The organism is Neorhizobium populisoli, assembly GCF_019430945.1.
Taxonomy (GTDB): Bacteria; Pseudomonadota; Alphaproteobacteria; order Rhizobiales; family Rhizobiaceae; genus Neorhizobium; species Neorhizobium populisoli.
Window position 1 is genome coordinate 47,907 of sequence record NZ_JAHYCB010000011.1, and the last position, 13,588, is coordinate 61,494.

Here is a 13,588-nt window from a genome sequence, read left to right on the forward strand (position 1 = left end):
GAGGAAGGCGCGGTTTTTGTCGAAGCTATACTCGCGTCTACTTCTACGCCGCGCTTTTTCGCGACGCTTCCGTGTCTTGACGCGCGGAAGGCGAACGGCGTTGCTCAGGCATCAGACACTCAAGGCGACGCTCGACTGGAGCTATGCGGTACTGTCGGCCGAGGAGCAGGCGGCACTGCAGCAGCTCGCGATTTTCAGAGGCTGGTTCACCGCCACGGCCGCCGTCGCGGTCCTAGCAGTGCCAAATCCGGACGATATCATCGATAACCTGGTGAACAAGTCGCTCGTGGCGATCGAGCCGGGTTCGGATGGAACGCGGTTTCGGCTGCTGGATACCACGAGCGGATCAGGCACCTGTTCCGTCTCTAAGATCAGCTAAGCGTTCCCGGGAGCCATAACATTCAGGGCCGAGTGAATCTGGCTCACGACGGCAGCGCCTTCGCCGGCCGCCGCGGCCACACGCTTACGACGATGCTCCGATCGGTAACGCGGACAACCTCGGGATTCCGGAACCCTTCGCCACGCGCAGCCGCACGGGCTTGCCCGGGCTACAACCGCCGCGGCGGTCAAACTCACCTTCTCGGTCTCTGTCGCGGATGACCGGGCGAACCCCATTCGGTTCAAGCTGCAGCGCAAGGTTCTGCGAAGAGCTGACAGACGGTATTGTGACCGCACCGAGAGCGATCGAAAGGGCCATCCCAGGTTCAAGCATCGTCATCGCGGTCCTCTAACATTGGTTTCAGTGGATCCCGACATCGACGCCAGACAGATGTTCCCTAATGCGGGGAACGGAGCCCGAGGTAAGGTGTGCATCCTTTGCCGAATTCGAGCGTTGAGCGCCTGATCGAGAGGACCACGCGAATGCCGGCAATGAACATCATCAAAAAGCTACCGATAGCGACCATCGCCTTCGGGCTGGCGGTGTCGTTACTGCTTGTCAAAAACAGACACCAGGAAACGCTCTCGAGTGAGCGGCAATCCGAGCCGGTGGACATGCAGCGAGGACGGCACGCCGAGGTCCCGGAAGCCATTCCAGCGAAAGGACTGCTCGATGTCTTCTGGCGGCTGGTCGAGGAGGTTTCGCAAGACAGGGTTATGCTCATCGCGGCCGGGGTGACCTTTTATCTCCTTCTTGCGTTGTTCCCCGGGCTGACGGCGTTGGTATCCATTTACGGGCTTATCGCCGATCCGATGACGATCTCCGACCATCTTGCGAAGCTGTCGGGACTTTTGCCGCCGGGGGCTTTCGATATAATATGTGAGCAGATCAAATCCTTGGCCAGGCGCAGCGATGGCACCCTCGGAGTCACGTTTTTCGTGGGCCTGTCTGTCGCTCTCTGGAGCGCCCATAGCGGCGTTCTATCAATCTTCGACGCAATGAACGTCGCTTATGACGAGGAGGAGAAACGAAGCTTCATCCGACTGAACCTGATCGGGTTGGCTTTCACTCTCTGCTTCGTGGTAGCGGCAGTGGCCCTGGTCGCCCTTGTCGCGGTGCTGCCTGCGCTCCTATCCTACCTGTGGCTCAACCAGTTCCAGGAACAGATGGCGCTTATTCTGCGGTGGCCTTTGCTGTTGTCGATCGTAATAGCCGCCGTGATGACAGTGTATCGCGTAGCACCCAGTCGGGAGCCCGCCCACCTGCGGTGGCTCACCTGGGGAGCGGCCTTGGCTATTTGCGTCTGGTTCGTCATGTCACTGGCCTTCTCGTTCTATCTGACGCACTTTGCCGACTACAACGCCACCTACGGGACCCTCGGTGCCCTGATCGGGTTCCTCGTCTGGACGTGGATTTCCGTGGCGATCCTGATCGTCGGCGCGGAACTCAACGCAGAGCTGGAGCATCAGACCACCCGAGACACGACGACGGGGATGTCGCGGCCAATGGGAAGCCGTGGAGCTTACGTTGCCGACACGGTCGGTGACGCGAAAAATTAACGCATCAATGACGCCCGTGCTCTTTTCGATGACATAGATATCAGGAACGAAACGCTCTGGAGACGGTTTTCGACGTGACAGACCAAGGACACTCATGATCTCCTCCCTTTACGCTAGCATTCCATTGTTACTCTTCCTCTCGCTAACACCCTTGACCGCAACCGCGGCAAAGGCTTCGGCATTAGCCGAACTCGAGACCTCTCGGCACGGACCGCGCGCCACGCAGGCCACCTCGTCAAATGGTATCGGACATGGCCATGCGTCGAGTACGGAAGCTTCAACGATATCGGCTCAGCCTGGACGCCTCGTCATATTCTTCCACGGGGTCAAGGGCAGGGGATCGGTGATGGACGCCATCGCAGACTCATGGAGACGAACGCTCCCGAACACCAGGTTCGTCGCACCCGATGCGCCGTCCCCACATAGATCGGGTGGATATCAGTGGTTCGTAGTCGATGACCAGGTCATGCGCCCCGACCGCATCGAGGCGGCCCGGCGAGCGTTTGACGGGCTGGTGGCTGACATTGTTGAACGCGAGGGTTTCGAGAACGATTTGGAAAATGTCGCATTCGTCGCGGTTTCGCAGGGTGCGATCATGGCCCTCGACGCCGTAGCAACAGGTCGCTGGAAGGTTGGGGCGCTGGTCAGTTTCGCCGGCCTGCTGCCATTGCCGCCAACATCGCCCTCTTCGGGAACCTCGATCCTGCTCATGCACGGCGGTGCGGACAGGACCATCCCGTCGGCAGCTTCGGTTGCGGCAAGCGGACAGCTGAAGTCGGCCGGGTACGATGTATCATTGAAAGTGTTTCCGGACGTCGGCCACACGATCTCTTCCGACGAGGCGAGCGAAGCCGCGATTTTCCTGCGCGACAAATATTATCGATAGTCCGGCAAAGCCAGGAGAGCAGATGCTGATCGTCCACCATCTCAACAACAGTCGCTCCCAGCGCATCCTCTGGATGCTTGAGGAGCTTGGCCTCGAATACGAGATCAGGACGTACAAGAGAAACCGGGACATGTCCGCTCCTGCGGAAATGAAACGCGTCCACCCACTCGGGAAATCTCCTATACTCGAAGACAGGAAGCCGGGCGGCGACGTGACAGTCCTCGTGGAGACAGGCGCAATCTGCGAATATCTGGTCGGCAAGGCTGGGGGTCGTCTTCGACCTCCGGACGGCGGTCAAGATCTTCTATTCTACCGACAGTTCCTGCATTCCGCCGAAGGCTCCGTCATGCCGGTCCTTTTCACGATGCTTGTCCTATCTAAGGTGCCGATCGTCGGGCGTGTCATGGCCCGCAGAGTTCGGCCTATGTTGGACATACATCTCGACTATGCCGAGGGTGAGCTCGCAGCGCGCTCGTGGTTCGCCGGAAACGAGATTTCCGCCGCCGACATTATGATGAGCTTTCCGCTCGAGGCTGCGCAATCGAGGGGCTTGGTCGGTGAAGAGCGGCCGAACATCAAGCGCTGGCTTCAACAGATACATGCTCGTCCAGCTTACAAGAGAGCGCTCGCTAGGGGCGGACCATACAGCTTCGCCGAACAGAGCTGAGAGGACACTCGACTTCCCTGCCATGACGACGGTCCAGCCACCGCATTGCCGGGGTGACTGTCAGTCCATGCATCAGGATCGAAGCGAAAACCACGAGCGACAGGATCACCTAAAGTCGGTCTCCATCTGCAAAATCTCCGTGATTTATGCCATACGCGAGATAATAGAACGATCCGACCCCGCGAATGCCGTAGAACGCGATGGAAAGCCTTTCACTCGTTGTCGCTCGCGTTCCGATCAGCCCCACAAGGCCTGTAACGGGCGGTACGCTTCGACCCCGCTAATATTCATTGCGCGCAATTAGTATTGCTCAAAAATAATTTTCCCGATTATGAGAATAATAAAGGTCCAGATACATTGTTAATTCCGATTCTTGACACATATTGCTAGAGTGAAAACGAACTCGGTCCCATAATAAACTCGAATTTATTTTGATTTTTATGTTAATTAAAGCGCATGTCATGTGCTGATGAATTATTTGTTGGTATTTTAAACAGTTTCGATGAGGCAGTAGCGCCTCACAGGAGACATTCCGACCTCGGATCACCCTGATCTTAGCGGCTAAGATCAGGAGATTTACATGCCATTCGAACGCGCAACTGCAAGGGTCGTATCCAAACCGTGGGGCAGCCAGGATCTGCGCCCCTGGAGTTCGGCGGATAGTCAATCAGCCATCGGCGAGCTCATGTTTGACCGGATTGATCCACATACGCCCGATCCTTCGCTGCTTCTCAAGTTGCTCTTCACCACGCAGGACCTCTCGATTCAGGTTCATCCAGACGATACTTTCGCACAATTGATGGGCATGCCTAATGGCAAGACCGAGGCATGGTACGTGCTCTCGGCCGCGGAAGGCGCGCAGGTCGCCATCGGCTTGAATCAATCCATGACGCGGATCGAATTGCGTGATGCGATTGAGAGCGGATCGATCGCCGATCTTGTCAAATGGCAATCGGCTTCGGTCGGCGACGTGTTCTTCGTGCGGGCCGGAACCATTCACGCGATCGGCGCCGGGTTGGTCATTGCTGAAATACAGCAAAGAAGCGACACGACATTCCGTCTCTTTGACCACGGGCGGACGCGCGAGCTTCATATTGATCAAGCCCAGGCGGTGGCAAATCTGGAGCCGACAAAAGCGGAGCCGACCCCGACCAATATCACTGTCGAACGGATGCAGCTTACGTCCTGCCCCTTCTTTACATTCGAAAGGCTTGACCTCCCGCCCGATGCCACTTGGGAGTTGCGGGTGGGATGCGAAGCCTGGGCGGTGGTCATCGGCGGAAATGCAACCATCGGCGCCATGCGCGCTGGTGTGGGCGACGTGTTTTTTGCCGACGAGGACAAAGCGGTCGTCAAGGTCGGCCGTGATGGTGTCGCTATTCTACTGGCCTATGCCGACGGCGTGCCCGACCCCGATCTGCTGCGCGAACTCGACGGCGATTTCGCCACACGCAGGCCTATCGAACAGAGGAGGCCGGTTGTTTCACCCCTCCGTGCTGTGGAGCAAAGCCTATGACCGGTCTCAAGAATATTGCATTCATCGGCAATTCACTGCCCCGCCGTTGCGGCATCGCGACCTTTACAACGGATTTGCAGCAGGCCGTTTCAAGATCGCCCATCACGGTCGGGACCGCGATCGTTGCAATGACGGATCACGGCCACGCTTACGACTATCCAGAGAGCGTCTGGCTTCAGATCCCTGATGAAAGCCTGGAGGATTATATCCCCGCGGCGGAAGCCCTGAATGCCGGCCGGTTCGATGTCGTCTGCCTCCAGCACGAATTCGGAATCTTCGGCGGAGAAGCCGGAAGCCATATCCTGGCGCTCCTGTCGCGGCTGGAGATGCCGGTCGTGACGACGCTTCACACGGTGCTTGCGGAACCCAACCTTGCCCAACGCCGCGTTCTGACGCGGATCGTCGAGATTTCGGCGAAAGTCGTGGTGATGGCGGAAAAGGGGCGGGTGCTGCTGAGCAAGGTCTACGGCGTACCGATGGATAAGATAGAGGTGATCCCTCACGGCATTCCAGATATTGCCTTTTGCGAGCCTGATGCGGCGAAGCAGAAGCTCGGCTTCGAAGGCCGCTCCGTCATCCTGACATTCGGACTGCTGTCTCCCAACAAGGGTATCGAGGTTATGATCGACGCAATGCCGTTGATCCTACAAAGCCGGCCGGATGCGGTCTATGTCGTTCTTGGCGCAACCCATCCTAATCTCGTCCGCACCGAGGGCGAGGCCTATCGTGAAAGGCTGATCGCACGCGCGCTGGATCTGGGGGTCGAAAACAACGTGGTTTTCATGAACCAGTTCGTCGATCAGGCGACGCTCCTGGACTTCATTTCCATGTGCGATGTGTATGCCACGCCCTATCTAACCGAGGCGCAAATGACATCGGGCACTTTAGCCTACAGTTTCGGCCTTGGAAAAGCGGTCGTTTCGACGCCCTATTGGCACGCAGGCGAACTCCTGGGCGAAGGGCGCGGGGTTCTTGTTCCCTTCAGCGATGCGGGAACGATCGGCGCGGAAATCGCGACCTTACTCACCGACGGCGCTCGACGGGATGCCATGCGCCTGCGCGCCTATGCGGAAAGCCGGTCGATGACGTGGGAGAGAACGGCGGAACGGTATCTCGTGCAGTTCCGCGAAGCGATCCGAGGCAGAACGCTCACAAGACCGCTCGTGTCTGGTGGCGGGGTTTCACTGCGCAAACCTTTCGCCCTACCGGAGCCGCAGCTCGCGTATTTCCTTTCCATGTGCGACGATACGGGCCTGTTTCAACATGCCGTTTACTCGGTGCCGGATCGCTCACACGGTTATTGCGTCGATGACAACGCCCGCGGCCTCCTTCTCTCGATTGCGCTTTATTCGCCGGGAGAGAAATCCCTCCCTGAGCCTTTGGCGGCGCGCTTTGCGTCCTTCGTCCAGCATGCCTGGAATCCCGATGAGAAGCATTTTCGCAATTTCATGGGTTTCGACCGGCGCTGGCTCGAAGACAAGGGATCCGAAGACAGCCACGGCCGAACATTGTGGGCACTGGGAGAGTGCGCCCGCAGCGACATCAATCCCTCCCGGCGGCGATGGGCTGCGGCGCTCTTCGCCGAGGCCCTGCCGACGGTCGAGAATTTCCGGTCGCCGCGTGCATGGGCATTCACCCTGCTTGGTCTCGACGGATATTGCGCAGCCCGCAAAGATGATGACTTCGCCCAGCGGGTTCGCATGGCACTTGCCGCCCGCCTGATCGATCTGCTCGCTCGTGTCGAGACGCATGACTGGGTCTGGTTTGAAGAAGGCCTTTCCTACGACAATGCACGCCTGCCGCAGGCACTTCTGTTGGCCGGTCTCGCAACCGGTACATCGGACTACGTCACTGCCGGGCTGAAGAGCCTGCGCTGGTTGATGAGAATGCAGACCGCCGCACTCGGCCATTTTCGGCCGATCGGGACGGACGGGTTCAGCGATAGGCGGACGAAGCCTCGCGGGTTCGACCAGCAGCCCCTCGAAGTGACGGCAACCATCGCGGCATGCCATGCAGCGTGGCGCGCCGACCAGGATATCGAATGGAGAAGCGAGGCCGGACGCGCATTCGCGTGGTTTCTGGGCAGCAACGATCTAGCGTTGCCGCTTGTCGATCCCGACACCGGCAGCTGCCGGGACGGCCTGCATCCAACACGCGTCAATGAAAACAGGGGCGGCGAATCCGTCGTGTCATATCTTCTGGGGCTTGTTGAGCTTCGCAAGCTTTCACGCGCAATCGGCCATTCTTCGACAATCGCTCCGGTTCACGCCCTGAGTGCGTGAACCGGCACCTCAGGACCCAGAAAGATCGAGATCATTTTGTCCCAATCCACTTTTTTGAACCGCCAGGCGCTTTTCCTGCGTCCCGATCCTTCGCGGGTCGTGGTGCGTCCCTTCAAACCGGCGACGGAGCCACGGGATCTCAACCCGACCGACAAGACGCGCGCAAACCACATCGTCGATCGAGTTCTCGCGCTCGATCCTGAGGTAGCCGATAGCATGCTCAAAGATATCCTGGAAAACTTCGAGGGCCGCCACCGCAACCTGCTCACGACGTTTGAAAACCGGGCAGGCGAGATGGAAGAGGCGCTCATACCGCACGTGGAATTCACGAAAGTTCAACGCCAGCTCGTCGGCGCCTATTTTCTGCACGAATATTCCTTCGAGGCCTCCGCGCTGTTTAACCCCAGCATCGTCGTGCATCCGGATCAATCCGGCGTGCAAGAGGGCAGCCGGCGCTTCATCCTCAGCCTCCGTGCCGTCGGCGAAGGGCATGTGTCCTCCCTGACGTTTCGGACCGGATTGATTGCCGCGGATGGCAGTGTGGAAATTGAACCCACGGCCCGACTGGCCTCCACTCCGACGGTGCATACGCGGATATCAGATCCTCTTGGTGAGCCGGTGGAGTTGAGCTTTTCCGCCCAGCAGCACATCAGCGAGCGGGTCATCTTTCCCATTACGCCGGCGCAGTCGAACGGCATCGAGGATGCACGTTTCGTGGCGTTCGAGGATGGCGGGAAGAGAACGTTCTATGCGACCTATACCGCCTATAGCGGGAAGGCCATCCGGTCCGAACTGCTTGAAACCGACGATTTCATATCTTTTCGGATGACACCTCTTCACGGTTCGGCGGCCAGGAACAAGGGAATGGGGCTGTTTCCCCGCAAGATCGGCGATCGTTACGCGATGATCGGACGGCAGGATAACGAGAATCTGTACCTGATTTATTCTGATGACCTCTATACCTGGGATGGGGGACAGATGATCATGGGTCCAAAGTTCTCGTGGGAATTCGTTCAGATGGGAAATTGCGGCTCGCCGATCGAGCTCGACGAGGGCTGGCTGTTACTGACCCATGGCGTCGGTCCCGTCCGCAAATATGCGATCGGTGCGGCACTTCTCGATAAGAACGATCCGTCCCGAGTTGTTGCCCGCTCGAGGGAGCCCCTGGTTCGGCCAGAGCCATCAGAGCGGGAAGGATACGTTCCGAACGTCGTCTATACCTGCGGTGCTATGCGTCACAACGACCAGATCGTCCTGCCCTATGCGGTATGCGATACCTTTTCGAACTTCTCGACAATCAGGATCGCCGACCTTTTGCGAACACTCGATGGCTGAAAGTCGGCACCTATGAGATGAGACCCAAGGGCTGCGTTCCACCCGTGATATCCATGACGGGGCATAAGGTATTCACTTGAACTTTGAGAAGGGAACGGCCTTGAACTCTGTTATTAGCATCGGCTTTCGCCTGGAGTGGAAACATCCTGTCATCGTTCGGCAGGGTCGAGTTGGCGACAGAGCAGTCCGGAGCGCGCGAGAGGCTTCGAAATAGCTCGCCGACAGTTTCACAATTCGTGGCGGACAGCCCTACTGAAGTGCGATAGGCGCCTGTAACGCCGCCCTTCTCTGCCGGGACGATGTCGAGCGATCGCGCGATTGTTTTGTGGCGGCCTATGCGGAATATCTCGTCAAACTTCATCCCAATCGACGGGTGGAGCCTTCATCGCCGATCGCCCCCGTCATCAAAAAGGGCAGCTATCGCCGCCCTTCGCCGTAGTCATCTTAAACCGTACTGCGGCCAGGTCAGCTCTTGCCGTTCTTGGCTGTTAAGCGGCTCGGAATGTCGAACCCTTATCGGCGTCCAATATTGGATGCCGATCACCCCCCGGAGGGTCAATATCCCACGCCGAAACACACCATGATTGCGTGCGACGAGCGATGGGTCTATGCAGCCGGTCTAGTCTTGGTGCGACAAAAGCCGGGATCGGCAAAGAGCGTGATGTTCATCACCGGGACCACAGAACCCAAACCGCCGAAATTGCTTCGCGAGCCAAACGGCACCCCATAGCTCCCAGAGACGGTGAGAAACATCGGGGGATAGTGGGACCGGGCGGCGTCGGTCTCCGAGATTGCTTCGGAGTGGAGCGGAGCGAAAGCACGCATTAGAAGCGTGAGACGATAGTCCCGATGGAACAGCGGCGTCGGCTGCACGAGCGTGTTGAGTTCCCCTGCGTCGTTCCCCAGCTGAGCTACGATATTTGCAATTTCTGCCAAATCACTCTCCAGAGATTTAAGTTTGGCAGTCCGCTCGTCGATATCCTTTCTCCGCCCGTCGGGATGCTCCCGAACCGTTCTCGTCCGAAGGAGGTCGAGCTCTTTGGCATTGCTGTCTAGTGCATCTAGGAGCTGCCCGCGTCGTCGCGAAGCCCAATGGGTCACCATCGCATTTTCAGGAAGAGGTGTTCCCCGCTTCGAACCTGGACCCAATTCAACGAATGGCTCCCGCCGGATCAACCGCTCGGCAATGATCTCTTCCCGAACTTGTCGAACAAGTTCGGTTGGCAGGACCGCCCTTCCTCGATTGGTCCGCTAGCTCCACGAGCGCTCCGGTCTCTCCTCGACGAGATCCATGCTGCCGAGACTCCCAGTTCCGCTTCGATTGTCTTCAATCATCGCCACCGCATCAACGTGGATCATTAAATCTTTAGCGGCAGGATCACGTAGTCAGCAAGGAGATATCGATATGGCGACCACAACACGCGGCCGGGCGCAGGACAGAGCGAAGGTCGCAGGCGGACAGGATCATGAGGTCCGATACGAAGCGAAGAAGGAAGGCGTCTCGAAAGGTGAAGTAAAAGACGCCGTCAAAAAGGTCGGCAACAGCCGCAAGAAGGTCGAAGCGGACCTAAAAGGTGGCGCGCCCAGCGAACTGCTTCCCGACAGACAATAGGATGACCGCGACTGCCCCGATCCCGATCCCGATGATTGCCTGAACGAAGGATGTGGCCAGCCAATTCGTGACTAGTGGGGCAACCACCACGATCTGTTCGACCCCCGATGCAAACGTTTCGACCAGATGTTCAGGCTCATGCCATCCCATGCCCGCGAGGCTGTGCACAATGATACTCCCACCCACCCAGAGCATTGCCGCCGTTCCGACGACAGCCAACCCTTTCAGAAGGATGGGTACGCCTTTGACGAGAGCGGTCCCGACCGCTTTCGCTAGAGGACCTCCGGCCTTAGTCAAGTGCAATCCGATATCATCGGCTTTGACGATGAGTGCCACGACACCATAGACGGCTGCGGTGATCAGGATCCCGACGGCCGCCAGTACTCCGGCTTGCGAATAGATGTCCATTGTTGAAACGCCGGCCAGCGTCAGTGCCATGATCTCGGCCGAGAGGATAAAGTCGGTGCGGATCGCGCCTGCGACCTTATGATTTTCCAGACCTGCCGCGTCGAGCGGCTTGTCGTGACCTGGACCATACTCTGAGCCATGGGGGAAAAATGCCTCGTGTAGCTTCTCCGCGCCTTCGAAGCACAGGTATATGCCGCCGATCATCAACAGCGGCGTGATAAGCCAGGGCGCGAAATATCCGAGCACGAGGCAGATTGGCAAGAGAAAGATCAGCTTGTTCTTCAGCGAACCGAGTGCAATCTTTCCTATGATCGGCAGCTCACGGGCGGGAGCCAGGCCGACAACATAGGTTGGAGTAACGGCAGTATCGTCGATTACGACGCCCACTGCCTTCATACTGGCTTTTGCGGTCTGCGCCGCGACGTCGTCGAGCGACGCAGCTGCCGCCTTCGCGATGGCTGCAACATCATCAAGCAATGCGATCAGTCCGGTGGCCAATCCAGCTCCTGTCAGGCTCAGTTAATCAGCTGTTGATGTAGTGCTCGCTGAAGTCAGGGAAAGATGCACAATCATCCTACAGCCATCCTGTTTTCTTGAACCGGTAATAGAGGATCGCGCAAAGGCTCAGAATGACGGCTATTACGACATAGTAGCCGTATTCCGTTTTCAGCTCCGGCATGTGCTCGAAGTTCATCCCATAGATGCCAGCGATCGCGGTCGGCACGGCAAGGATCGCCGCCCAGGCCGCAAGCTGGCGGGTGATTGTGCCCTGACGTTGTTGTTCCAGAAGATTGGATGCTTCGAACACGGAGGTGATCACTTCCCGCAGGCCCGAGATCATGAACTCGACACGCCGCACATGGTCGAGGACATCCCGAAAATAGGCTTTCGCATTGTCGTCGATACAGGGCAGTTCCAGGTTTGTCAGCTTTCCGACGACCTCTGCCATCGGACCAAGGATCCGCTGGAAGCGGATGACCTGGCGTCGCATGCGGAAAAGCCGCCTGATCTGCTCGCGCTCCAGAAACGAGATCAGCATGTGCTTTTCCATCTCGAGCACCTTATCCTCTAACGTCTCGACCATGGGCAAATAGCCGTCGACGACGAAGTCGATGATGCCATGCAGGACGTAGTCGGGTCCGTGGTCGAGAAGCTTTGGCGACTGTTCGAGCTGCTCCCTCAGTTCCTTATGTGAACGTGCCGAACCGTGCCGGACCGAGATCACATGGTGCCGCCCGACGAAGATGCAGGTTTCACCATAGGCGATCTTGTCGCCTTCAAGGTGGGCGGTTTTGATGATGACGAAAAGCTGGTCGCCATACACCTCGACCTTAGGGACCTGCTTGCCGTTCAGCGCATCCTCGACGGCCAGCGGATGCAGATCGAACATCGACTTCAGATTTGCCATTTCCTCGACAGTCGGCTCGGTAATACCGATCCAGGCGAACTCGCCGTCCTTCTGCGAAAATGGGCTGCCCGTCAGCGGAAGTTCTTCGGCACGTTTGCCGAGCCGGTAGATGTAGGACGCTACGACTGTCATGGGAGATCGCATTTATTTGGAAGGGTAGTCTGAAGTGGCGCGCTGCAATCGATGTGACAAGAGCATGGTGGGAAATCTAGAGCGCGTCCGCTTTACTCGGGGTCATATCCGCACGATTTATAGTTTTTAGCGCATCCTCGTGGTTCGAATAGTGTGACGATGTGGCCGACACTATTCCATAAGCCGTCGATCGTTCGCTCAGCTTTTGCGCGCAAGACGGCCTTGAGCTTCGCGAATGCCTTCTCGATGGGGTTAAAGTCGGGACTGTAAGGAGGAAGGTAAAGCAGCCTGCATCCGGCGTTTTCGATTGCGTGACGCACGCCTTCCGCTTTGTGAGCAGGCAAATTGTCCATGATGACGATGTCGCCCGTTGCCAAGGTTGGAATGAGAACCTGCTGGACATAGGCCTGGAATGCTATCCCGTTCATCGCGCCGTCCAAGACCATGCGTGCGGTCATTCCCGATAACCTGAGCGCTCAGGTAAACGTCGTTGTTTTCCAATGGCCGTGCGGGACCGGTGAGCGGCATCGATCTCCGCAAGGGGCCCGTCCGCGCAGCCGAGACATCTTTATGCTGACGCCGTCATCGATGAAGACGAGCCGCGCCGGATCGAGATCGATTTGGCCGTCGAAGAGACGGCCTTGCGACGCAGTTCGAGCCGGCTAGGCGGCTTTGCCTTTGCCCTTCGGGTTGGCCGAAGCCTTGGCGAGCTGCGTCAGCTTCTTGTCCGTCGCTTCTTCTTCGGCAAGGTTCTGCTGCAGAAGCGGCACCGCATCCTTCAGCCCAAGCTGGTTTGCCCATTCGATGAGCGTGCCATAACGGGCGATCTCGTAATGTTCGACAGCCTGCGCCGACGAGATCAGGCCGGCGTCGAGAGCAGGCGATCCCTTGAATTCTTCCATGATCTCTTCGCCCTCGGCGATGATCCCCTGGATCGCCTCGCAGGTCTTGCCGCGGGCGGGCTTGCCGAGCAACTCGAACACCTGTTCCAGGCGCTCGATCTGCCCTTGCGTCTCGTCGCGATGTTGGAGAAACCCTGCCTTGCCTTCTTCGGAGTCGGCGGCACGGGCCATCTTCGGCAGAGCCTTGAGGATCTGCTTTTCGGCAAAGTAGAAGTCGTTGAGAGTATCGAGAAACAGATCGTCTAGAGTTTGGTAGCGGCCATGTTTGGTCCTTCTGAACACTGAGTAGCGCGCTCACTCACACGGGCGGGTAAGGTTCCCAATCCGATAACGTTTCCGTTACCTGGTGCCTCTCGCGCTGAGCGCCTTAAATCGCTGCGTCCGTTCGCGCGATCCCCGCGCCGGGTAAATCGAAGAATGCTCTGTGCATTGGCATGTCATCCGTCTTCACGAAACATCAGGCAGCGAGTGCGGCGTACTGCGCGACGCGCCTGCTGAGCGG

General features: G+C 58.0%; 13 protein-coding genes and 1 pseudogene. 9 read left to right on the forward strand and 5 right to left on the reverse strand.

Annotated features, from left to right (window positions below; translation table 11 throughout):
* Positions 1-100: 100 nt before the first annotated feature.
* From KX729_RS25610 to KX729_RS34600, 8 genes are all read left to right on the forward strand, one after another.
* Entirely contained in the window at positions 101-379 is a 279-nt protein-coding gene (locus KX729_RS25610) for a hypothetical protein (protein WP_219745327.1), read from the forward strand.
* 482 nt (positions 380-861) lie between these two features.
* Positions 862-1,938: a YihY/virulence factor BrkB family protein gene (locus tag KX729_RS25615; RefSeq protein ID WP_219745328.1), complete on the forward strand. Its 1,077-nt coding sequence runs from the start codon at positions 862-864 to the stop codon at positions 1,936-1,938.
* Positions 1,939-2,032: 94 nt separating this feature from the next.
* Positions 2,033-2,824 carry an alpha/beta hydrolase gene (locus tag KX729_RS25620; protein ID WP_219745329.1) on the forward strand — a complete coding sequence of 264 codons (792 nt, stop codon included), beginning with the start codon at positions 2,033-2,035 and terminating at the stop codon, positions 2,822-2,824.
* A 22-nt stretch (positions 2,825-2,846) separates the two neighbouring features.
* Positions 2,847-3,491, forward strand: a complete 645-nt coding sequence (locus KX729_RS25625) for a glutathione S-transferase family protein (RefSeq protein WP_219745330.1) — start codon at positions 2,847-2,849, stop codon at positions 3,489-3,491.
* 580 nt (positions 3,492-4,071) lie between these two features.
* Entirely contained in the window at positions 4,072-5,007 is a 936-nt protein-coding gene (locus tag KX729_RS25630; protein ID WP_219745331.1) for a class I mannose-6-phosphate isomerase, read from the forward strand.
* A complete protein-coding gene (locus KX729_RS25635) occupies positions 5,004-7,289 on the forward strand; it encodes a glycosyltransferase family 4 protein (RefSeq protein WP_219745332.1) in 2,286 nt (761 codons plus the stop codon). The genes KX729_RS25630 and KX729_RS25635 overlap by 4 nt, the downstream gene beginning before the upstream one ends.
* Positions 7,290-7,325: 36 nt before the next feature.
* Complete coding sequence (locus tag KX729_RS25640) at positions 7,326-8,624, forward strand: glycoside hydrolase family 130 protein (RefSeq protein WP_219745333.1); 1,299 nt, start codon at positions 7,326-7,328, stop codon at positions 8,622-8,624.
* Positions 8,625-8,886: 262 nt separating this feature from the next.
* On the forward strand, positions 8,887-9,063 hold the full coding sequence (locus KX729_RS34600; RefSeq protein ID WP_376776070.1) for a hypothetical protein: 177 nt from the start codon (positions 8,887-8,889) through the stop codon (positions 9,061-9,063).
* Between the two features lie 167 nt (positions 9,064-9,230).
* Here the strand turns inward: KX729_RS34600 and KX729_RS25645 are convergent, their stop codons facing one another.
* Entirely contained in the window at positions 9,231-9,560 is a 330-nt protein-coding gene (locus KX729_RS25645; RefSeq protein ID WP_219745334.1) for a hypothetical protein, read from the reverse strand.
* 469 nt (positions 9,561-10,029) lie between these two features.
* Here KX729_RS25645 and KX729_RS25650 point away from each other — a divergent pair, with 469 nt between their 5' ends.
* A complete protein-coding gene (locus KX729_RS25650) occupies positions 10,030-10,236 on the forward strand; it encodes a DUF3606 domain-containing protein (RefSeq protein ID WP_219745427.1) in 207 nt (68 codons plus the stop codon).
* On the opposite strand, the gene KX729_RS25655 is transcribed toward KX729_RS25650, so the two are convergent.
* The 4 genes and pseudogenes from KX729_RS25655 to KX729_RS25670 all read right to left on the reverse strand — a co-directional run bounded on the left by KX729_RS25655 (position 10,192) and on the right by KX729_RS25670 (position 13,368).
* A complete protein-coding gene (locus KX729_RS25655) occupies positions 10,192-11,142 on the reverse strand; it encodes a DUF808 domain-containing protein (protein ID WP_219745335.1) in 951 nt (316 codons plus the stop codon). The two genes, KX729_RS25650 and KX729_RS25655, sit on opposite strands and share 45 nt — an antisense overlap.
* A 76-nt stretch (positions 11,143-11,218) precedes the next feature.
* Entirely contained in the window at positions 11,219-12,184 is a 966-nt protein-coding gene (locus KX729_RS25660) for a magnesium and cobalt transport protein CorA (RefSeq protein ID WP_219745336.1), read from the reverse strand.
* Positions 12,185-12,276: 92 nt separating this feature from the next.
* A pseudogene (locus KX729_RS25665) lies at positions 12,277-12,816 on the reverse strand (IS630 family transposase); the annotation flags it as partial.
* A gap of 30 nt (positions 12,817-12,846) precedes the next feature.
* Entirely contained in the window at positions 12,847-13,368 is a 522-nt protein-coding gene (locus tag KX729_RS25670; RefSeq protein WP_219745337.1) for a YciE/YciF ferroxidase family protein, read from the reverse strand.
* Positions 13,369-13,588: the final 220 nt, after the last annotated feature.